A 21,387-nucleotide genomic window follows, 5' to 3' on the forward strand; every position below is an offset into this window, starting at 1 on the left:
CAGGCGCTACCCAACACGCACAGCTCTGCGTCCCGGATATCCGAAAAGTACCTGCGATCTGTTGTTTGCAAACACCCCGTACGGCCCCCCGTGGGTGCCGATGCCACGCCCCCTCCCAGGACAGGGCACCGCAAACCGTTGCTGATCAACGGTCCTGATTGGCAAATACCAATTCAGTGGTTTCGAGTTTTATGGTCTTTAAAAGATCGTGTCAACAGTCACTGATGAAAACGTCTTTCTAAAAACTGGACGCACGCTAATGGTGCATCTTTCTGCGGATTTATCGCCAAGGCGCCTACGAGAAGGCAAATCGACGCGGGCACCGTTGTCATGGGACCAGTCAGCGACCAATCGCCGTGGACCAGACCAATCGTGGCGTCGCGACCGGCGCCAAGCACGCCGTGGTTGAGGCAGGCAAAACCAAACTGCACGCATTACATGCATCAGCACGCTTGAATCGGATGCGCATGCCTCGCTGCCGGAGCGCGCCTGAGAACGGATGACTCAAGCGCATCAGTCCCCCGACAACGTTGTCGGCGGTCGCGCCGGTGCGTGGCCGTTGCAGACCACCGGCAAGCTCCATCCCGGCGCAGCGGGCGCTTACTGCAGGCAGCGACGGCAGTGCACAGTGGCGCACCACGCAAGCTCGCCTCAGTAGAGCTGCCCTAGATCGGTGCGCACCAGCACGCGTTCGGGCGTAGCGGCAAAGCCGAGCAATTGCAGGCCCATGCCCAGCGCTGCGTCCTGGCCCGGGTCCACGCGCGACTGCAACTGCCAGCGGCCATCGCGCTGCAGGCGCAACTCGGCGTTGAGCTGCATGCCGTCGGGCATCCCTCCATCGGGCTGCAGTGCAAGCTCCACCGCAGCGTCATTGCAGCGCGGGCTGCCGCGCAGGCGCAGCGGCAGCAGGCCGACCGCTTCGCCAGCGCTGGTTGGCACGATCTGCACGGTCACCTCTCCTGCGGCCTGTACGCAGCGGGTGGCGTCGAACAAGGCTTGCACCTGCCGCAGGTCCACTGCCAGATCCAGCAAGGTGATGCCACCGGGTTGGCGCAGCAGTACGCGCCCATTGCCTTGGTCGATGCCATGGCGCGCACCTTGCAGGGCGATGAGCGCTGCCGTAGACGTGGCGAGCCGCACGTGCTGCTCGCCGCGCACCAGCGGCCACGGCTGCAGGGCCACCTGCACATCGCCGATGGGCTGCGCCTTCCAGGTGACGCCGCGCAAGCTGCCGTTCCAGATCGAGCCTTGTGCCTCCAACACCGCGATCGGCAGCGACTGCGCAGGCAGCATCCACCGCAACGGCAAGGTGGCAATGACAATGGCGATCAGCACACCGAGCACCAGCAACGACCAGCCCAGCAGCCTCATGGCGTGATGCCCTCGAAGCGACAGCGAACCTGCAACTGCTGCGCGTGGCGGTTGATCTGCAGTTGCGTGGGGGCTAAGCCATGCGCAGTGCGCAGGCGTTCCAGCCAGGCGAATAACGCCGGGCTGTTGACAGCATCGATCTGCAGTTCGACTGCGCCGGCGACCGCACGCGGCGCCGGGACAATGGCCACGCCGGCATCGCGCGCGGCCTGCAGGATGTCCGCCAAGGTCACCACCGCGCTGCGTTGCCGGCCCTGTGCGTCGAGCAGGGCTTGTGCGGCGGTGTCATAGCGCGCCTGCGCTGCACTGCGCCACTGCCGCAGCGGCATGAGGATGGCGTACCACGCGATGAAGGCGGCGATTGCCGCGCCCATCACGGCCAGCATCACGCGCTCGCGCGGTGCGCGCTGTTGCCACCAACGATGGCTGCGGTGTCGCAAGGCGGTCATCGGGGTGGCTCCAATTCCAAGGGGGTCTGCAGCCTGGTCTCGACCGCCTGGCTGCTGGCCGGGCGCACCTGCCAGCCGGCGCTGCGCAAGCGTGCCAGCAATTGCTGCAATTGCGCGTCATCGTCATGCACCAGCATTGCGCGCACTGGCTGCGCTTGCTGATACGCCAGCATGTCGAGCTCGGCGCCGGGCACGCTATCGACCGCGGCGATCACCGCGGCGAGCTGCGCTGCGAATGCATCGGCCAACACCGGCGTTGCGCCGGTGGCTTGCACGCCCTGCACCGCCACAGCGCGGCGCTGCAACAGCTGCGCGCCGATCTCATAACGCAGTGCCTGTGCACCCAGCAACAGCATCGGCGAGATCAGCAGCAACACGCCAAGCCATGCGAGCCTGCGCGGCGTCAGCCCGCGCCGCTGCGGCGTGACGCGTGCGAAGGCGTGCTGACGCAGTTCGATCGGTGCCTGCTCCACATGGCGGGCGAAGACGGCGATGACTTGCGCTGGATCCTCCAGAGGCGGGTCAGACGGCGGATGGCCTTGTGCATCGAGCACCAGCTGCGCGGTCTCCGGCTCCAGGCTGCAGGCCAGGCGTGCGCCACGCACCAGCCAACGCCCGTCCCACTGCACAACCGTCGGTGGCGCATCGGCGTCCACCGTGGGCAGCAGCAGACACTCCGGCACCACGCTATCGGGCACGAAGCCGAGCTGCGCGGCACGCTCCAACCACTGGTGCAGGGTTGCCTGCTCCACTGCGGCCACCAGGCGCGTGCCATCGGCCTGCGCGTTGGCGGCAATCACCACATGCAGCGTGCTGACATCGCTGGCCAGATGCTCAGCCAGTTGCAGCCGCGCAGCTGCCAACGATTGCGCCGGGCTGCGCCCGGGCAGGGCCAGCCAGCGCAAGTGCACCTGCGTGCCCGGCACCACCAGCACCGTGCGCGCCGCGGGTGGGATCGACGCAGCTGTGCCATGGACGCGCACATGCCCCTGCGCATCCACATGCACGGCGGTGGCGGCTGCGCCTGCATCGGCCGGCAGCAACAGCAAGGTGGTACTCATTGATCGGAACTCCATTGGCGCGCCACCAGGCGGATCCGCCCGGCTGGCGCTTGTTGCAGCAACGCTTCCAGCATGACCTCGGCACCCGCGTAGTCGACCTGGCTGTAGAGCGCAAAATATTCAGTACGCAGCACGATCTGTTCGTACATCGCATCAGGCACGGTGACCTGCAGCAATGCCGGCTGGCGGAAGAACGCCTGCACGTCGCGCCACCCGCCGGCCGGGCGCGCGGCAATGAGGCGGCGCGCCGCGCCCAGGTCCAGCGTGCCTTCGGCGATGGCCACCAGCACGGCCGCATCGGTGGCGCGCAGCGTGTTGATGTTCACCTGCGACAGGCGCCCGCTCGGCAGCGCGCACACATGCGGCTGCACGCGCGTCAGCAACGCAGGTGTGTAGCCGGCGATGGCGCGTAGTTCGCTCACGCCCGCCAGCAAGGTGTCGCCGGTGCGCAGCGGCAGCGCAGACTGCAGATATGCGGCGTCCTCTGCGCCCCGTGCGCCGGGTTGCTGGTCGCTGTCGATCCAGTCCACGAGTGCATCGGCCAGCGCATCTGCCTGCGCGGGCGCGATGCCGAGCGTGCGCAACAAGGCCACGTACTGGCGCACGCCTTCTTCGCTGCGTTGCCATTGCTCGGCCGCGCCGAACACCACGCTGTTGAGGTTGAAGCAGCTGCCGCGGTCGCGCAGGCGCAGTTGCACGCTGCCGCCCTCCAGCGGAAAACTGAGCGGTTGGTTGTCCCACCCGCCGTCCAGCGTGGTGCGCAGCGGGTCGCGCCTGGACAGGGTCTGCAGTCGCTGGCGCGCAAACGCTTCGCTGCCCAGCGCGTACCACTGCGCCTGCGTCATGGCCTCGCCGTTGCCGCTGCGGCGCAAGCCAAAGCGCAAGTCATCCAGCACCGCAACCATCAGCACGGTCATCACTGCCACCAACAGCAACACGGTGAGCAAGGCCACGCCGCGCTGCCGGTGAGCCCCCCCAAACCTGCTCATTCGCGCCCCTCCGGCACCAGGAACAATTGCCGCACGCGGCCCCAGTCCTGCATTTCCAGCTCCAGTGCCACCGCATCCGGCAGCGCCGCTACACCACCGCTCCAGCCATCGCTCCATTGCGCGCGGTAATGAAACCCCACGGTGGCCGCACGCACGCCACGCAGCAGCACCTGTGGTGCGCCGGTCACTGCACCGTCCAGCGCTGGACGTGCGCTGCGCTCGAGCCGGTCCTCCACCAGCCGGTATTCCACGTACTGCAGCGACGCACGCGGCGCCTGGTCCGGATTGCTCCAGCCGCGCCGCACGAATGCCAGCAACGGGCCTTGCGCGCCGGGTGGTGTGGCCACAAAGGCAGTCCGCGCAGGCACGCCATCACTGCCACGGGTGCGCCGCACCGCAGCCTGTTGCAGATCACTGCGTAGCAGGCCGTGCGCAATCTGGAAATCGCGCAGCTGCTGCAGCCGCGCCTGCACCGCAGCGCGCTGCTCGATGCTTTGCCGCAACACCCCTACTGCCGCGGCAGCCACCAACGCAAACACCGCCAACGCCACCAGCAGTTCGATCAATGTGAAACCAGCGGCGCGGCGCAGGCGCATCACTCGGTACTCCGCACGACTTGCAGGCTGGCCAATTCCTGCGCCTGCCCGGCCGCGTGCACGCTGATGGCGATGCGCAGCATGCCCTGCCCGGCGGGTGTTGCCGTGCGCTTCCAGTCCCAGTCGCGTGCACCGGCCGATTCCTGCCCTGCGGCAGGTACCGCGGCAACGGCCGCCGGTACAAGCAGTGCTTCAATCGCCTGATTTTCCGCTACCACGGCCGCGAGCGCGCGCTCTTCCAGAATCACCGCGGTGCGGGTGCTCTCGCCAGACAGATTCAACAGCCCTACCACCGCCATGCCGAAGATCGCCAACGCGACCAGCAATTCCAGCAGCGAGAACCCTGCCTGGGTGTCAGCGCGCCGCTGCATCGACCCGCACCGTGCCCACTGCATCCACTACCACCTGCACGCGTTGCTGGCCCTGCCCCAACGCCAGGCGCTGCGGCGTGGCAGCGCCAGTCGGGTCGAAACGCACGCTCACCTGCGTCGCACCCTCCGGCAGCTGCGTGCGCACCCCTTCCGGCCACTGCACGGGCGTAAACGGCACCTGGTCCAGCGCCACCCAGCGCTCACGTGTCTGGCGGCGGAAGGCATAGCCCCTGGCGCTGAGCACCACCTCGGTCATGCGCAGACTCAGGATGGCCTCATCGCGCGCATGCGACAGCGCGGTGGCCAGCGCATCGGCCTGGCCGGGCAGCGTGCGCCGCGTGTCGGGCAGGGTCAGCAGCACCACGGTGCTGGCCAGCGCGGTGATCACCAGCACGGCCAGCACTTCGAGCAAGGTGAAGCCCCGTGCATTGCACGCGCACGGCAGCGTGGCGCGCATGCGTGTTTGCGGCGCACGGGAGCCACTCGATGCCAGGACGCGCGCGGCCATCCCTGCGACTCAGCGCCAGTTGCCGATATCGGCGTTGTCGGCATCGCCGCCTTCGGCACCATCGGCGCCGAACGAATACACATCGAAACCGCCGCTGCGCCCGGGACGGCGGTACTGGTAAGCGTGACCCCACGGGTCTTCCGGCAGCCGGCGGATGTAGCCGCCCTGGCGGTAGCGTTCCGGCCGGCTCAGGCCGCCGGGCGCGCTCAACAAGGCCTGCAGGCCCTGCTCGGTGCTGGGATAGGTGAGGTTGTCCAGGCGATAGGTTTCCAGCGCCTGCTCCAGCACGGCGACATCGGCGCGCGCCTTTTCCACCATGGCGCGGTCCTGGCTGGGCATTACGTTGATCATCACCACCGTGGCCAGCAAGCCGATGATGACGATGACCACCATCAACTCGACCAGGGTGAACCCGCGCGCCGTACGGCGTGAGGCAGTGCAGGGGGAAACGCGGCGAAACGACATACGCGACATGAGACTCTCCGAATACGCGGCTGCCATCAGCCGAGTGCCAAGGTGTTGAATTGCAAAATGGGCAACAGGATGGACAACACGATCACTGCCACTACGCCGCCCAGCAGCACGATGATCAGCGGCTCCAGCAGGCTCATCGCCGCAGTGGTGAACGACTCGAATTCGCGCTCCAGATAGTCGGCGGCACGTTCCAGCATCGGCGCCAGACGCCCGCTGTTTTCACCGCTGGAGGCCATGTACAACAAGGTGGGTGGAAACACGCCCGCGCGCTTCATCGCCGCGCCCAGGCTGCCGCCTTCGCGGATGGCGGTGACCATGCTGTCGGTGGCCAGGCGCAGCGCACGGTTGTCCACGGTGCGTGCGGCGATCATCAGCCCTTCCATCAACGGCAAGCCGCTGTTGACCATGATCGCCAGAGTGCGCGCCATGCGCGCGGCATGCAGGTCGCGCAGCAAGCGCCCCAGCAGCGGCGCGCGCAGGATTGCCCGGTCGATCGCCAGCCGTACCGGCGGGCGCTTGCGCAACTGCATGGCAACCACCGCCGCGATCACGCCGGCCACCAGCAGTGGAATGCCGGCATGCAACAGAAACTGCGAGAGCGCGATGACCGCGCGCGTGAGCCACGGCAGTGCGCGGCCCATCGAATCGAACTGGTCCAGCACCTTGGGCACCACAAAGGTCATCAGCACGATGACCACCACGCCGGCGGTCATTGCCAACGCTGCCGGGTACACCAGTGCGGATTGCAGCTTGCTACGCACCTGCGCCTGGCGCTCGAGCAGGTCGGCCAGACGCTCGAGCACCTGCGGCAAGGCTCCGGCGCTTTCGCCGGCCGCCACCATCGCGCGGTACAGCGGCGGGAAGGCAGTGCCCTGGCGCGCCATCGCATCGGAGAGGCGGAAACCTTCGACCACCAATGCATGCGTCTGCCCGGTCACCGCGCGCACGCCGCGGCGCTCGGACTGGGTGCCGATGGTGCGCAGCGCTTCTTCCAGCGGGGCGGTGTCCACCAACGTGGCGAGCTGGCGGGTGAACAACACCAGATCCTTGCCGCTGAAGCGCGCTGCGCGCATCGGCGTGGTGGCCGCTGCCGGCTCCACCCGCAACGGCACCCATTGGCGCTGCTCCAGCAAGCTGCGCGCACTGCGCACGCTGTCGGCGCTGATCACGCCGTGGCGATTGCGGCCGTGCAGATCCAGCACGGTGTAATCAAACTTCGCCATGCGCCTCGTCCTGCTGACGGGTGACGCGCAAGGCTTCTTCCAGCGTGGTCACGCCTTGCAGCACGGCCGCGCGCGCGGCGTCGCCCAGGCGTGGCGCACGTACGAAGGCTGCGGCGGCCAATGCGTCTTCGTCGGCGTTGTCGCCGATCAGCCGGCGCAAGGTGTCGTCGACGGTGATGGCTTCGTAGATCCCCACGCGCCCGGCATAGCCACTGTGGTGACAGGCCGCACAGCCGGCGGCGCTGTAGATCACCGCATCGGTAGACGCGCCCAGCATCTGCGTGGTGGCCGCATCCAGCGGCCGTGGCGTGCGGCACTGCGTGCACAACCGGCGCACCAGCCGCTGTGCCAGGATCAGGCGCAGGCTGGAGGCCAGCAGGAATGGTTCGATGCCCATGTCGCGCAAGCGCGTGACCGCGCCCACCGCATCGTTGGTGTGCACGGTAGACAGCACCAGGTGGCCGGTGAGGCTGGCCTGCACGGCGATCTGCGCGGTTTCGGTATCGCGGATCTCGCCGATCATCACCACGTCCGGGTCCTGACGCAGGATTGCGCGCAGGCCGGCGGCAAAGGTCATGCCCACGCGTGCATTGACCTGGGTCTGGCCAACGCCGTCGATGGCGTATTCCACCGGGTCTTCGACAGTAAGGATGTTGCGCGAACCGTCGTTGAGCAGGCTCAGCCCGGCATACAGCGTGGTGGTCTTGCCCGAGCCGGTGGGCCCGGTCACCAGCACGATGCCATTGGGCACCTGCAGCGCACGTTGCACTGCGCCCATCACACCGGCTGGCATGCCCAGCTGGGCCAGCGACAAGGTGCCCTGCTCCTTGTCCAGGATACGCAGCACCACGCGTTCGCTGCCACGGGTGGGCAAGGTAGAGACGCGCACATCCAGCGCCTTGGCACCCATGGCCAACGACACCCGGCCATCTTGCGGGATGCGTTTTTCGGCGATATCCAGGCGCGCCATCACCTTGACGCGCGAGACCAGCAACGGCGCGATCCGCCCCGGCAAGGTGGCCGCTTCGCGCATCACCCCGTCCACGCGCAAGCGCACGCGCAGGCGCGACTCGTACGATTCCAGATGCACGTCGGACGCGCCCAGGCGTGCGGCCTCGGCGATGATGCCGTTGATCAGGCGGATGATCGGCGCATCGTCCTGGCTGTCGAGCAGATCGGCAGTGGGGATGTCTTCGATCAGCGAATCCAGGCTGCCGTGCAGGTCCAGCGCTTCCACCGGCATGCCCTGCTCCAGCCCGGCATCGGCGTAGATTTCCGACACGTGCCGGTCGAACACCGCCGGTGCCAATGTGCGCACCTGCAACGGCACGCCAAGCACGCGGCGCACTTCGATCAAGGCCTGCACGTCGCCACCTGCGCGCAGGCCGACCTGTGCCTGCGCGGTGCTCTCGCCGCCGAGCAGCACCACGCCGTGGCGCTTGGCAAACGCGTACGACAGCGTGGCCGTGGGTGTGGTGGTCGACATGGTGTCAGCGTGTGCGCGGCGCGGCGGTGGGAGCCGGCGGCTGCGGCGCGGGCTTGGCGGGCGCGGACGCCGGCAGCTGTGGCGGCTGTGCACGCAGGTAGTCGCGCACCAACGCATCCAGGGCCGCTTCCGGGTCGCCATCGGCCAGCTGCCGGTCGCGCAGGTAGTTGTAGCGTGGCGCGGTCATGCGCTGCGCATCGGCGGCGTCGCGGATGATGGTGGGGCGGATGAACACCATCAGGTTGGTCTTGTCGCGGTTACGCGACTTGTGCCGGAACAACGCGCCCAACCCGGGCACATCGCCCAGCAGCGGCACCTTCTCCACGGTCTGCCGGTCGTTCTGATCCAGCAAGCCGCCCAGCGCGACGATGGCACCGTTCTCCACCACCACGCGGGTTTCGATCTGGCGCTTGTTGAACACCAGCTCGGAGGATTGCGTGCTCACCGGCCCGGCAATGGCCGAGACTTCCTGCTTGATCGCCAGCGTGATGCCACCGGCGGTATTGATCTGCGGGCGTACTTCCAGCTCCACGCCCACATCCTGGCGCTGGATGGTGCGGAACGGATTGTCGTTGGCCGCGCCCAGTACCTCGCCGGTGGTGATCGGCACTTCCTGGCCCACCAGGATGCGTGCCTGCTCGTTGTCCAGGGTCATGATCGACGGCGTGGACAACAGGTTGGAGCCGGTGTCGCTCTTGACCGCATCGATGATCATGCCGAACACCGCATCGTTGCTTTGCCCGGCCAGGCCGATCAGCCCGCCGCTCAATCCGAGCAGCGATTGCGCGGCCACGTTGCGCGCCTGCTCCAGTACCGAATCGTCTTCCCCGTTATTGCTGCGCGTGCCGGCGGCCGCGGCGGCCAGCGGCACGATGCCCGGCGCTGCGCCGCTGTACTGCGTGGCCAGTAACGGCACGGTGCCATTGCGGCCGGCCAGCAGCAGCTGCACGCCCAGACGCTTGGCGGCGGTGTCCGAGATCTCCACCACGATCGCTTCCACCAGCACCTGCTCGCGGTGCACGTCGAGCTGGCGGATCACGTCCATCAAGGCACGCTGGGTTTCCGGGTCGGCATTGATGATCAGGGCATTGGAACCGGGGTAGCGCACGATCACCGGGCGCTTGCCGGCGGCCGGTGCAATCACTTGCGTCTGCGCAGCGCCAGCACTCGCGGCCACATCCACGGCGGTGGGGCGCGCCTCTTGCCCGGGCTGCGCCTCGTTACCCGGGGTTTGCCCGACCAGTTGCTGCAGCACCGGCAGCAGTTGTTCGGCGCTGGCGTGCTGCAGGCGCACCACGCTGACATCGCCACGGCGCTCGGCCCGCCCATCCAGATCCAGTGCGGTGCGCACCACACGCTGCACCAATGCCGGGTCGCCGCGCACGATCAACGAATTGCTGCTCTCCACCGGCAACACCGACAACACTGCGCTGCGCTCGCCGGCCTGGCCAAACAGCGTGGTGAGCGTGCGTGCCAGTTCCTGCGCGGAGCTGTTGCGCAGCGTCACGGTGTCGATGGCGGCGCGGTCGGTGTCGATCTGCGCCACCAGGCCACGGATGCGGCGCAGGTTGTCGGCGTAGTCGGCGATCAACAGGCTATTGCCCTGCGGCATCGCCATGATCACCCCGCCGCGTCCCACCAGCGGCTTGAGGATCTCTGCCGCACTGCGCGCATCCACGCGCTGCAGCGTGAACACCTGGGTGGCGAAGCCGAGATTGCCGCTGGCCGCGCTGCCGGGCTGCTGCGCGGCGGTGTCGTCGGGGATGATGCGGTAGGTCGATGGCCCGCTGGAGACTGCAATCAAGCCATTCGCACGCAGCACCGCCAGCAGCATTCCCAGCAGGTCGGCTTCGGACATGGCCTGCGCACGCGCCACGTTCACAGACCCCTGCACGCGCGTGTCGACGATGAAGGTGATGCCGGTGGCACGCGAGACATCCTGGATGAAGGCGCGCAGGTCCACGTCCTGCATGCGCACCGCCGATGCATCGGCGGCGTGCAGCGGCAGCAGCGGCAGCATCGTCAACGACAGCAGCGCAAGCAACAAGGTGGCGGACAACAGCCAGGGGCGACGGACGACGATCATTGCGGGCGCTTCAAGGTCATGGTGTGGGTCTGGCCGTCACGGCGGTAGGTCAGCGTGGCGGTCTGGCCATCGCGCAGTTCGTCCTGCAGCTCGCGCAGGTGTTCGGCGTCGAGCGTGCGGCCATTGAGTTGGGTAAGCACATCGCCGGGCGCCAGGCCGGCCTGGCGCAACAGCGCATCATCGCCGCGCGGCATCACCGTGAAGCCGCCGCCATCGGCATTGGCACGCAAGCCGGTGGTGCGCAGCAGCTGTTGCGGGTCGACCGCCGTGGTGCCGGCCGCTGCCGTGCGCGCGCCGACATTGGACGCCACCGCCGCGGCTGCTGCGGGAGCGCCACTCGCCGGCAATGGTGCCGTTATTGCTGCGCTCGCCGCAGCGTGTTCGATCAACGGCAGCCGGCGCAGTGCACTGCCTGCACGCACCATCACGTGGTCGGCTGCGATCGCCTGCAGCGTCAGCCCTGGGGCCACCGCATCGCCAGTGCGATACGCGCCCTGCCGGCCATCGCCAGTACTGAGGTACGCCGCTGAGTCCGCACCGCCCACACGCACACCATGCAGCACCAGGCCGAGGTCGCCGCTGTCGGCTGGCGCGCGAAAAAACACGTCGCGCTGCAATGCAGGCAAGGGTGCAGCAGTGGTTGCGCCTTGTGCGGTGCCCAGCGGGCCCAGCGGCGTCACCAGCAGCCACACCAGGCGCACGCCCTGCACGGCAAGCAGCACGAGCAACACACAGACAGCGGCAGTGCGCACGGCGCGCGCCGACATCAGGTCATTCAACGAGGGCGAAACGCGCTGCAAAGCGGACATCCGTCTCAGGATTGCTGTCGGATGACAGAATGCGGCGGAATTGTGTCAGTTCGAAGAAAGTGATGACACGCATTGCCACACGCTGCCAACACGCCCATGCAAAACGCCCGCCGTGCGAGGCAGGGCGGGCGTTTGCGTTCATCGGCACTTGGCGCAGATCAGAAGCGCGCTGTCACACTGATGTCATAGGTGATGCCCGGCTGATACTCGTACAGGTCCACGCGGTTGCCACCGCGCGATTGATATTCCTGGTACTTGGTCTTGAGCAGATTGCGCGCGGCAAAGTTCAGCGAGAGCTTGTTGCCCGACCACACCAGTCCCTTCTTGATCACCAGATCCAGCTGCGTGCCCGGCTTGTCGATGTAGTCCGGCTGGCCCGGGCGGCCACGTGCGGAAATCCGCTCGCCCACGTAGTTGGCAATCAACGTGGCCTGGCTGTTGGTGCTTTCGCTTTCCACACCGATCTGCAGGTTGGCGATGTCGTCGGACTGCCCCTGCAGCGTGCTGCCATCGCGCACGAACAACGTCGCCTGCACCGGTGCGGCAAACCCGAACGGCTGTACCGTATCGCCGTCGCTGGCACTGACCTCGGACTTGGTACGCGTGTAGTTGCCCGAGACGAACATGCGGTTGTCGCCCCACCAGTTGGCAGCGATCGGCAGGTCCAGATACTTCTTGGCTTCCAGCTCGATGCCGTACAAGGTGGCTTCCGGTGCATTGATGAAGCTCTGTACGATGCCGCCGCCGGGCGCGTCATTGACGATGGCTTCGATCGGCTTGTCGATCTGCTTGTAGAACAGGCCGGCGGTGACGTACTCGCCCGGTTCGAAGAACCACTCGTAGCGCGCATCCAGATTGACCAGTTTGCTGTCGACCAAGAACGGGTTACCGAAGAACTGGCGGTCGATGTCCGGGTCCAGATACTGCTGCGGCGCCATCTCGCGGAACTGCGGCCGCGCGATGGTCTTGGACGCACCGAAGCGCAGCTGCTGGTTTTCGGCGAAATTCCAGGTCACCGTGGCCGAGGGCAGCGCGTAGCTGTTCTCCAACGGTGCCACGCTGTCCTGGCGCGTGCCGCTGAAGATGTCGTACGGATGCACTGCCTGGGTGGCGTCTTCATAACGCACGCCAACGGTGGCACGCAGGGTCGGCACGATCTCGCCTTCCATCTGCAGGTAGGCGGCCTTGACCTTGAGCGTGGCGTCGTAGGCGGCCGCACCGAAGCTGCCAGTGGTCTCGCGCAGGCGCAGGAAATCGTTGCTGAGGTTGTAGTCGGAGATCAGGTAGTCCACGCGCTGGTACTGGTTGTAGAACGGCAGCGGGCCGTCCAGCGCCAGGAAGCGGAACTCGCGATTCCATGCGGTACGGTCGTTGTCCAGATACGCCAGGCCACCCTTGACGGTGAGGTCGTGCTCGATCGGCAGGCGCCAGGTCACGTCCACGCCGCCGCTGGCCACCTTGTCGTCGACCTTGCTGAAACGCGTGTAGTTCTGCACGCGCGAGGCATCGTGCGCCCAGTAGCCGTCCAGCAGTTCGTAACGGATGCCGGTTTCGTACGGCACATCGCGGCTGGCGTTGGCCAGCGCTGCACGCCATTCGATCTTCAGATCGTCGTACTCGCCAAACGCATGCGTGCCGCGCAGTTGGTTGTTGATCAGTTGGCGCTCGTACCACTCAGTGTTGTCGTCGCGCACATCGAAGCCGGCCAGTTCATCGCGGCCGGCACGGCTGCGCGCCACCTTCAAGGTGTCGTGCACGTACAAGGTGGTCCAGCCGATGGTGTGGCGGCCATATTCCCAGCCCAGGCCCAGCATGCCGTTGCTGCGCACGTTGTTGCGGGTGGTGGCAAAGTCGTAGTTGGAATTGAACTCCACCGTGTCGCCGGTGAAAATGCCGTCCTGCTGCTTGCCGGTCCGCGTGCGCCATTCATTGTCGTAACTGGCCACGGCCAGGATGCCCAGCTTGGCCTCGCCAATGTCCATGCTGTAGCCGGCGCTGGCGCCGACATTGACGTCCGGGTCGATGCTGTCCTTCTCCTGCAGCACATACAGGTTGGCGTTGTTCATGCTGCGGCCAATGCGGCGGATGTCCTCGCGCGAGAAGCTGCCCAGGTCCACGCGCCGGCCGGTGGCGATGGCATCACGCAGCGCGCCCGGTTGCTTGCGCGCGCCATCGTCGAAGCCCCACTCGTCATCGCCGGAGCCGTAGTAGGTCAGGCCCTTTTCACCGGTACTGACACTGTTGGCGCCGCCACCGACGGTGAGCGAAAAGAACGGTTTTTCCGGCACCGCCATCGATTGCAGATCGATCACGCCGCCGCCGAATTCGCCGGGATAATCGGCCGAATAGGTCTTCTGCACGGTCACGCTTTGCAGCACGTCGCTGGGAAACAGATCCAGCGGCACCACGCGCTGCATCGGCTCGGGGCTGGGCAATGGCGAGCCATTGAACAGTGCCGAGGAATAGCGCTCGCCCAGGCCGCGCACATAGACATATTTACCGCGCGACAGGCTCAGGCCGGTGACACGCGTCAGCGCGACCGCGGCACTGCTGTCGCCGGTGCGCTCCATGTCCTCGCGGGTGACGAACGACGCCACTTCGGAGGTCTGCAGCATCGGTTCGGGAATGTATTCACCGCGCACCACGACCTGGTCGAGTTGCTTGGGCGCAATGGCGGCAGCACTGGAGCTGCTGGTGCCGCCGGCGGCATCGGTGGTGGTGGACTGCGCCATTGCTGCACCGGAGGCGAGCAAAGCGGAAATGGAAAGAGACAAGCCCGTCCGCGAGAGACGGGCAACAGCGAAGGTTCGCATCGTGGGAGCCCTGGCAACAGAAAAATGAAGGCGTGGATGCAGCGCGGAGCGGCCGGATGCCGCTCCGCGCTGCCCGGCCTCAGCAGGGGCGGTCGGCGGTCAGGCCGCAGGTCCAGCCCTGCCACCAGGTGTCGTTGGCATCACGCACGCCACCGATGTAATTGACCTGCTGGAAGAAGCTACTCACCCCGGTCAGGCCCTGGAACGCCGGCACTGCAGACTCGTTGGCGCCGTTGATGAAGGTGTTCTGCAAGGTGGACACACCGTTAGTCACGTTGTTGGTGCCGGCCGCGAACGAGGTCGCTGCACGCGGGTCGCTGCCGAAGGCGGTCGGGCAGGCAAAGAACACCGACTGGAACACGCCGGCGGTATCAGCATCGGCCATGTTCAAGCACACCAGGCCATCGCCGGTGCCGCCTGCAGGACGGGTGAACACCGAGTTGTAGAACGCCGCCTGGGTGCCCTGGTTGAGCATGATCGCCGCACCGGCACGCGCATTGCCCACGTAGGTGAAGTTGGCCACCTTCGGGCGCGAATACGGCTGCCGACGCAGGCTGCTCCACTCGTTCATGCGGTCGCCGCCGCCGGCGCGCTGCACCACGATGCCGAACTGCAATGCACCGCTCCAGCCGGCATCGGTATCCAGCGAATCGTCGTCGGCGCCGGTGATCACCACGTGGCTACCGTTGACCGTGCCACCGAACCATTCGATGCCGTCGTCGGAGCTGTTGTGGATCTGCACATAATCCATCCGCGTGCCGCTGCCCACGCCGGCCATGGTGATGCCCTGCAGCTCGTTGTTGGGCGAGATTTCAAAGCCCGAATACATCACGCGCAGGTAGCGCAGCGTGCCGCTGTTGTCGGTGGCGTTATTGCCGCCGTAGAACGCGTTGGTGCCTTCCACCTGTGCCTGGCATTCCGGCGTACCGGACACCGTGGCGGCCGGGCAGTTATTGATCGCTGCGCGACCCAGCACCACGATGCCGCCCCACAGACCGATGGTGTTGGCACTGACCTGGCCTTCCAGCGCCTGGCGTGCGGTGAACACGATCGGTGCGGTGGCGCTGCCTTCGGCAAAGATCTGCGAGCCACGGTTGACCACGATGTAGTCGCTACCCGACGAGCCGTACAAGGTCACGCCCGGCTCGATGGTCAGCACGCCCTGCACGCTGCCGGCGGCCGGCGCGGTGGCGTTACCGCCACGGTCGGTGCCGACATTGACGCGGCCGCTGATTGAATACGCCGTGCCGACGCGCGCAGGCACCACCAAGTTGCCACTGACGGTTTCCGGCAACTGGCAGGCGCGCAGCGTGTTGTTGGCGATGGTGCCGACGTTGGAAAAACCGGTGGGGCAATCCGCAGCCGGGCCGGTCGGCGCCGGGGTTGGTGTCGGAGCCGGCGTTGGTGCGGGCGTGGGCGCCGGGGTCGGTGCCGGTGCGGGTGGAAACGCGCCTTCGCCCGGCGACGCAACACGGTCGGCACCGCCACCGCAGGCGGACAACGCCAGCGCGGTGCCGAAGGTCATGAGAAGGGTTTTACTGCTATTGCGAACGGACATGCGGCTGATCTCCAGGTCAAAGGGTCCGGTATGAAGAGGAGTCGTCAAGAATGGTTGCGTTCCGCTCACTGCAGTGGCGAGCACGTTCAAGATCCCCGTCACTTTTATAGAGGGCGTGTGTTGCATTTGTCTTACGCGACACACGCTGACACACAGCTGCCACATGTCGGCATGCACTGTAGCGGGATGACAAACACCTCCATTCCCGCCGATTTGGGCGGCTGGATCATTGCCCAGGCCATCGCCGGACACCCGCCCGAGCACACGCTGCAACCGCTGCTGGAAGCGGGCTGGAGCGAGCAGGACGCCATCGATGCGGTGGAAGCGCTGGTACGCGCGCATGTGCAGGCACACGCGCAGGCGCACGGCCTGCCGGTGCCGGTGCGCGTGCCCGCACCGCTGCAGGCCGACGCGTCGTCGCTGCTGGATCTGGGCGATCGTCAGGTGCAAGTACTGGTCAGCCTGATGCTGCCGCGCGTGGTGGTGCTGGGCGGCCTGCTCGCCGATGACGAATGCGATGCATTGATCGCACTGGCACGCCCACAGCTGGCGCGCTCGCGCACCGTGGACAACCGCGACGGCAGCGAGATCGTGCATGCTGCGCGCACCAGCCACAGCATGGCCCTGCAACCGGGCCAGGATGCGTTATGTCAACGCATCGAAGCGCGCATTGCGCGGCTGCTGGAATGGCCGGTGGAGCACGGCGAAGGGCTGCAGGTACTGCGCTATGCCACCGGTGCGCAGTACGCGCCGCATTACGATTACTTCGAACCGGATGCCCCCGGCACGCCAGTGCTGTTGCAGCACGGCGGGCAACGCGTCGCCTCGCTGGTGATGTACCTCAACACGCCCGAACGCGGCGGCGCCACGCGCTTTCCCGATGTACATCTGGACGTGGCCGCGGTGAAAGGCAATGCGGTGTTCTTCAGCTACGACCGCCCACATCCGATGACACGCACCCTGCACGCCGGCGCACCGGTGCTGGCCGGCGAAAAATGGGTGGCCACCAAATGGCTGCGCGAACGCCCGCTGCACGCACCGAACTGATCGGTGCTGCAGCGTGCCGGCATGCGTGGGCTTTCGTGGCGGTGTTAGCGGCTGCCGAACACGCGTTGGTCGATGCGCAGCATCACCAGGCGCAGCGGCGTCCACGCCAGGCACAGGCCGGCCAGGATGCCCAAGGTGTCGGCCAACGCGTCGTACGGATCGGCGCTGCGATTGGTGGTGAGCGCGCCCTGTGCAATCTCGATCCCGATGCCGAGCAACACCAGGCCTGATGCCGCGAACACCAGCGCACGCCGTGTGGCGAACAACTGCACCGCGCCCCAGCACAGCAACGCGAAGGTCAAAAAATGCTCGGCCTTGTCGCTATTGGACGGCAGCTCTGGGAAGTCCGGCGGCGGTCCCAGGCACACGCCGATCACCACCAGGATTGCCAGAACCCACAGCCCCACCCACAGCGCTGGCCGCCGAAACGGCCGCAACGCCTGCGTCATAGCCGCCACGTCAGGTCGCCCGCCAGAAACGCCGGCGCAAAATCCACGTCCCGTGCAAAGCCCATCACCTGGAAACGCTCGCCCATCTCGCTGGGCAAGGTGAGCTGTTTGACCTGCTGACGCAGGCGCATGCGGCCGACCTCGTCGGTGCGCGCATCGGCCTGGGTCAGCAACGCATCCAGCCCGTTGCCGAGCAGGAAGTTGGCCTGCGTGCAGTAGCCCGCCAATTCGAAACCGGCGCCGGTGCCGGCTTCGGCCAGCGCGGTGAAATCCACCGATGCGGTGAGGTCCTGCAGGCCCGGCCAGCGGTACAGATCGGTGTGCATGCGATGGCGATAGAACGCGCGCAAGGTGCCGTCTTCGCGCTGCGCACGGTAGAACTCGCCACGCGGATAACCGTAGTCGACAAACAGCATCGCGCCACGCTTCAAGCCACCGGCCACGGCCTGGATCCAGTACGGCAACTGCGGCAGCAACTCCGAGCGGTAACCATCGGCAAACGGTTGTTCCAGGTAACGCTCCAGATGCCGCACCGCCGCGCCCAGCAGCGCATCGGCCGGCTGCTCGCCACGCGCGAAGTGTTGCTGCGCATCCAGCACCACGGTTTCTTCATACACCTCGCCATCGCGCAGGGTGAAACGCGGCGTGGGCAATGCGTCGATGACTTCGTTGGCGAACAGCACGCCGTCCCAATCGTCCGGGAACGGGCCATCCAGCCACTCCACCAGGTCGAACACCGGCGGGATCAGGCTGCGTCCCAACCGTTCGCGCTGGCGCTCGCGTAGATCGGCGCTGGGCTCCAGGATGGCGTAGCGCTCGGGCAAGGCATCCAGTTCGAGCAGGCGCTTGAGCGTGACCTCGGCAAACGCGCCGCTGCCGCCACCGACCTCCAGCACACGTGCCTGCGGCCCGAGCTGCTGCAGCACCGGCGCCAGCGCACCGGATACGGTGGCGGCAAACAACGGGCCCAGCTCCGGCGCGGTGACGAAGTCGCCGCTCTCACCGAACTTGCTCGCGCCGGCGCTGTAGTAGCCCAGGCCCGGCGCGTACAACGCCAGCTCCATGAAACGCGAGAACGGAATCGCGCCACCGGCAGCGGTGATTTCGGCGCGCAGATGCGCGGCCAGTTGATCGCTGTGGGCCAGTGCGTCCTGATCGGGAACGGGAAGGTCGGCGTGCATGCGGGCACCGGTTGCGGAGACAATGCACAGGATAGCCGAGCATTTCGCAACGCCGAGCGAGTACGCCATGACAGACAGTTCCAAGGTGGTCCTGATCACCGGTGCCGCCCGCCGCATCGGCGCGCAGATCGCCACCACCCTGCACGGCGCCGGCTACCGCGTGGCCCTGCACGCGCACCGCTCCGGCGATGCATTGGCCGCGCGCGTGGAAGCGCTGTGCGCCCAGCGCGCGGGCAGCGCCTGTGCACTGCAGGCCGACCTGCGCACGCCCGAGGCACCGGCCCAGCTGGTGGACGCCTGTGTGGCTGCATTCGGCCGCCTGGACGCGGTGGTCAACAATGCCAGCGCGTTTTATCCCACCGTGCTGGGCGAGGCCACGGCGGCGCAATGGGACGAGTTGTTCGCGGTGAACGCACGCGCGCCGTTCTTCATTGCACAGGCCGCTGCGGCGCAGTTGCGCGCGCACCACGGCGCCATCGTCAACCTCACCGATCTGCATGCCGAACAACCCATGCGCCAGCACCCGCTGTATGGCGCCTCCAAGAGCGCGCTGGAAATGTTGACCCGCTCGCTGGCGCTGGAGCTGGCGCCGCAAGTCCGCGTCAATGCGGTGGCACCGGGCGCAATCCTGTGGCCGGAAGACGGCAAGGCCGACGCCGCCAAGCAGGCGCTGCTCGCGCGCACGCCGCTGGCGCGCATCGGCACGCCCGAAGAAGTGGCCGAGGCCGTGCGCTGGTTGCTGGACGATGCCAGCTTCATCACCGGCCACACCTTGCGCGTGGACGGCGGCCGCCGCCTTAGCTGAGCGCGGTTACTGCGGCAATGCCACCGCGTTGTCCAGTTCCACCGTGGTGAACGCGCTGCCGTATTGCGGATGCGCCTGCCACAACGCCGCCAGGGTCTTGCCGCTCAGCGGGTCGACGAATGCCGGCGCAATGTCAGCCAACGGCTTGAGCACGAACGCATGCTTGAGCTCGGGCCGTGGCACGCGCAGGTGGCCCGGCCCTTCCACGATGCGCTCGCCGAAAAACACCACGTCCACATCCAGCGTGCGGTCGCTGAAACGCGGCCCGCTGCGATCACGGCCGTGGCGGTCTTCCAGCGCATGCAACCAGTCGTCCAGCGCCTGCAACTCCCAATCGGTCTGCAGTTGCACGCCGTTGTTGACGAAGTCCGGGCCATCGAAACCAACCGCCGCGGTGCGATACGCCGGCGAGACGTCGATCGGGCCAAAACGCGCGCGCAAGGCCTCGACGGCCAGACGCAGGTAATGGGTTGGCTGGACGTTGCTGCCCAGGCTGAGGAGCACGGTGGTCATGCGATATTCGCGCATGCGGGCGGCGTCAGCGTCAACTGTCTTGCGCGCATGCCAGCTATTCGCTGCGCGCACGCCGCCACGTGCAACGCGGCTCAGGCCACTTCGAGTGCGTGCGCCACGGCGCGGAACACGCGGCGCATCTCGAGCGGTTTGCGCAGCACGTGCACCGGGATATCGTGGGGAAGATGCGCACGCTGCAGCGGCGCGCCAACATCTTCCAGCACGATCGCCGGGCCCTGGTAGCCCAGTTCCTGCATGCTCAACAGCACGCTCACCGCCGACAGCAGGATGATGTCGCTGTCGATGATCACCAGATCCGGCATGGCGTGCTGCTGCACCAGTTGCAACGCCGCAGCGCCATCGGTGGCCAGCTGCGGCTGGTAGCCCTGGCTGGAGAGCGCATTGCCCAGCAGCGACAGCCGCGTGGCTTCGCCGTCCACCAGCAGGATGCGCTGGCCGTGCCCAAGCGCCAGCGGCGGCTCGCTCTCGGTGGTGGGCGTCACCGCCGCGCGCATCGGCACGATCATGTCAAAGCGCGTGCCCTCGCCCAGGCGGCTGTCGACCAGGATCGTGCCACCGTAGCTTTCGATGATGCGCTTGCACGAAATCAGCCCCAGCCCGGTGCCATCGGTCTTGGTGGTGAAGAACGGGCTGAACAAGCGCGCGCGGGTATCATCGCTCATGCCCACGCCGGTATCGGCCACGCTCATGCGCACGCGGGTGCCGTCGTGCTGCTCGGCCGACAAGGTGAGCGTACCGCCACCGGGCATCGCCTGGATCGCGTTCAAGCCCAGGTTGAGCAGGCACTGCTGCAGCTCGGTGTAGTTGGCTTCGATGGTGAGGTCGGAGACCACCATGTCCATCTTCAGGCGCACGCCATCGGGCAGGCTGCTCTTGAGCAGCATCTGCACGGCCTGGAACAGGTTGGCCACCGACACCTGCTCGCGCGGCTTGTTGGAGCCGCGCACGAACGACAGCATCGACTCGGCCATCTCATGGCCCCGGCGGCCGCATTCGGCCACCACGTTGGCCAGCTGGCGCAGTTGGGGGTCGTCGGTACGCCCGGCCAACAGGTCGGGCACGATCAGCAGCGGCTGCAGGATATTGCGCAGGTCGTGACTCAGACCGGCCGCCAGCATCGCCAGGCTTTCCAGGCGCTGCGCACGCATCAATTCGCTTTCAACGCGCTGGCGCTCGATCTCGGCGCGTGCCTCGCGGATGGCGCGCAAGACCGCGCTCGGCAAGCGGGTGGGGTTGTGCTTGATGATGTAGTCGTTGGCACCGTCCTGCAGCGCCTTGACCGCGGTCTCCTCACCCATGGTGCCGGAGACGAAGATGAAGGGCGTGGCGCCGCTCTGCCGCACCAGGCGCAAAGCCTGGTGGCCGGAGAACCCGGGCATGCTCAGGTCAGACAGCACGATATCCGGCTGAAACCGCTCCATCGCCGCACGCAGCGACGGCTCGCTGTCCACGCGCTCGAACGCGGCATCGATGCCCGCGTCCAGCAGTTGATCGGACAACAGCTCGGCGTCTTCCGGTGAATCCTCCACCAGAAGAATCTTCAACTGTTCGTGCTGGCCACCCTCATGCGGCATCGG

General features: G+C 66.9%; 20 protein-coding genes. 2 read left to right on the forward strand and 18 right to left on the reverse strand.

Features of this window, described 5'->3' with window-relative positions:
- Positions 1-651: 651 nt before the first annotated feature.
- From gspN to ACCQ01_RS18720, 14 genes are all read right to left on the reverse strand, one after another.
- Positions 652-1,371: a type II secretion system protein N gene (gene gspN / locus ACCQ01_RS18655; RefSeq protein ID WP_228431297.1), complete on the reverse strand. Its 720-nt coding sequence runs from the start codon at positions 1,369-1,371 to the stop codon at positions 652-654.
- On the reverse strand, positions 1,368-1,820 hold the full coding sequence (locus ACCQ01_RS18660; RefSeq protein ID WP_228431299.1) for a type II secretion system protein M: 453 nt from the start codon (positions 1,818-1,820) through the stop codon (positions 1,368-1,370). The genes gspN and ACCQ01_RS18660 overlap by 4 nt, the downstream gene beginning before the upstream one ends.
- Entirely contained in the window at positions 1,817-2,881 is a 1,065-nt protein-coding gene (gspL, locus tag ACCQ01_RS18665) for a type II secretion system protein GspL (RefSeq protein ID WP_228431301.1), read from the reverse strand. Before gspL ends, ACCQ01_RS18660 begins: the two co-directional genes overlap by 4 nt.
- A complete protein-coding gene (gspK, locus tag ACCQ01_RS18670) occupies positions 2,878-3,870 on the reverse strand; it encodes a type II secretion system minor pseudopilin GspK (RefSeq protein ID WP_228431303.1) in 993 nt (330 codons plus the stop codon). Before gspK ends, gspL begins: the two co-directional genes overlap by 4 nt.
- A complete protein-coding gene (gspJ, locus tag ACCQ01_RS18675) occupies positions 3,867-4,466 on the reverse strand; it encodes a type II secretion system minor pseudopilin GspJ (RefSeq protein ID WP_014508972.1) in 600 nt (199 codons plus the stop codon). Before gspJ ends, gspK begins: the two co-directional genes overlap by 4 nt.
- Positions 4,466-4,837, reverse strand: a complete 372-nt coding sequence (gene gspI, locus ACCQ01_RS18680) for a type II secretion system minor pseudopilin GspI (protein WP_228431305.1) — start codon at positions 4,835-4,837, stop codon at positions 4,466-4,468. The genes gspJ and gspI overlap by 1 nt, the downstream gene beginning before the upstream one ends.
- Positions 4,821-5,294, reverse strand: coding sequence for a GspH/FimT family pseudopilin (locus ACCQ01_RS18685; protein WP_228431307.1), 474 nt, complete (start codon positions 5,292-5,294; stop codon positions 4,821-4,823). Before ACCQ01_RS18685 ends, gspI begins: the two co-directional genes overlap by 17 nt.
- A gap of 60 nt (positions 5,295-5,354) precedes the next feature.
- Entirely contained in the window at positions 5,355-5,819 is a 465-nt protein-coding gene (gspG, locus tag ACCQ01_RS18690) for a type II secretion system major pseudopilin GspG (protein ID WP_119960521.1), read from the reverse strand.
- 26 nt (positions 5,820-5,845) lie between these two features.
- Positions 5,846-7,042: a type II secretion system inner membrane protein GspF gene (gene gspF, locus ACCQ01_RS18695; RefSeq protein WP_228431309.1), complete on the reverse strand. Its 1,197-nt coding sequence runs from the start codon at positions 7,040-7,042 to the stop codon at positions 5,846-5,848.
- Positions 7,029-8,528 (reverse strand): type II secretion system ATPase GspE, encoded by a 1,500-nt coding sequence (gspE, locus tag ACCQ01_RS18700; protein ID WP_228431311.1) that lies wholly within the window; start codon positions 8,526-8,528, stop codon positions 7,029-7,031. Before gspE ends, gspF begins: the two co-directional genes overlap by 14 nt.
- A gap of 4 nt (positions 8,529-8,532) precedes the next feature.
- Positions 8,533-10,614, reverse strand: coding sequence for a type II secretion system secretin GspD (gspD, locus tag ACCQ01_RS18705; protein WP_228431313.1), 2,082 nt, complete (start codon positions 10,612-10,614; stop codon positions 8,533-8,535).
- Positions 10,611-11,423 (reverse strand): type II secretion system protein N, encoded by an 813-nt coding sequence (locus ACCQ01_RS18710; RefSeq protein WP_228431315.1) that lies wholly within the window; start codon positions 11,421-11,423, stop codon positions 10,611-10,613. The genes gspD and ACCQ01_RS18710 overlap by 4 nt, the downstream gene beginning before the upstream one ends.
- Positions 11,424-11,581: 158 nt before the next feature.
- Positions 11,582-14,236, reverse strand: coding sequence for a TonB-dependent receptor domain-containing protein (locus ACCQ01_RS18715; protein ID WP_103700246.1), 2,655 nt, complete (start codon positions 14,234-14,236; stop codon positions 11,582-11,584).
- A 79-nt stretch (positions 14,237-14,315) separates the two neighbouring features.
- Complete coding sequence (locus ACCQ01_RS18720) at positions 14,316-15,794, reverse strand: beta-helix domain-containing protein (protein WP_228431317.1); 1,479 nt, start codon at positions 15,792-15,794, stop codon at positions 14,316-14,318.
- A 186-nt stretch (positions 15,795-15,980) separates the two neighbouring features.
- Between ACCQ01_RS18720 and ACCQ01_RS18725 the strand changes: the two genes are divergently transcribed.
- On the forward strand, positions 15,981-16,841 hold the full coding sequence (locus tag ACCQ01_RS18725; protein WP_228431319.1) for a 2OG-Fe(II) oxygenase: 861 nt from the start codon (positions 15,981-15,983) through the stop codon (positions 16,839-16,841).
- A gap of 44 nt (positions 16,842-16,885) precedes the next feature.
- Here the strand turns inward: ACCQ01_RS18725 and ACCQ01_RS18730 are convergent, their stop codons facing one another.
- Both ACCQ01_RS18730 and ACCQ01_RS18735 read right to left on the reverse strand, forming a co-directional pair.
- Positions 16,886-17,290 (reverse strand): VanZ family protein, encoded by a 405-nt coding sequence (locus ACCQ01_RS18730; protein WP_267130633.1) that lies wholly within the window; start codon positions 17,288-17,290, stop codon positions 16,886-16,888.
- The gene (locus tag ACCQ01_RS18735) at positions 17,287-18,540 is read right to left on the reverse strand and encodes a class I SAM-dependent methyltransferase (protein ID WP_228431321.1); all 1,254 of its coding nucleotides are present in this window, start codon (positions 18,538-18,540) and stop codon (positions 17,287-17,289) included. The genes ACCQ01_RS18730 and ACCQ01_RS18735 overlap by 4 nt, the downstream gene beginning before the upstream one ends.
- Here ACCQ01_RS18735 and ACCQ01_RS18740 point away from each other — a divergent pair.
- The gene (locus ACCQ01_RS18740; RefSeq protein WP_228431323.1) at positions 18,539-19,276 is read left to right on the forward strand and encodes a pteridine reductase; all 738 of its coding nucleotides are present in this window, start codon (positions 18,539-18,541) and stop codon (positions 19,274-19,276) included. The two genes, ACCQ01_RS18735 and ACCQ01_RS18740, sit on opposite strands and share 2 nt — an antisense overlap.
- 6 nt (positions 19,277-19,282) lie before the next feature.
- On the opposite strand, the gene folK is transcribed toward ACCQ01_RS18740, so the two are convergent.
- Positions 19,283-19,789 carry a 2-amino-4-hydroxy-6-hydroxymethyldihydropteridine diphosphokinase gene (gene folK / locus ACCQ01_RS18745; protein WP_115530372.1) on the reverse strand — a complete coding sequence of 169 codons (507 nt, stop codon included), beginning with the start codon at positions 19,787-19,789 and terminating at the stop codon, positions 19,283-19,285.
- Between the two features lie 92 nt (positions 19,790-19,881).
- Positions 19,882-21,384: a hybrid sensor histidine kinase/response regulator gene (locus ACCQ01_RS18750; protein WP_011038532.1), complete on the reverse strand. Its 1,503-nt coding sequence runs from the start codon at positions 21,382-21,384 to the stop codon at positions 19,882-19,884.
- Positions 21,385-21,387: the final 3 nt, after the last annotated feature.

This window comes from Xanthomonas sp. NCPPB 4037, assembly GCF_041475695.2.
GTDB lineage: Bacteria > Pseudomonadota > Gammaproteobacteria > Xanthomonadales > Xanthomonadaceae > Xanthomonas > Xanthomonas campestris.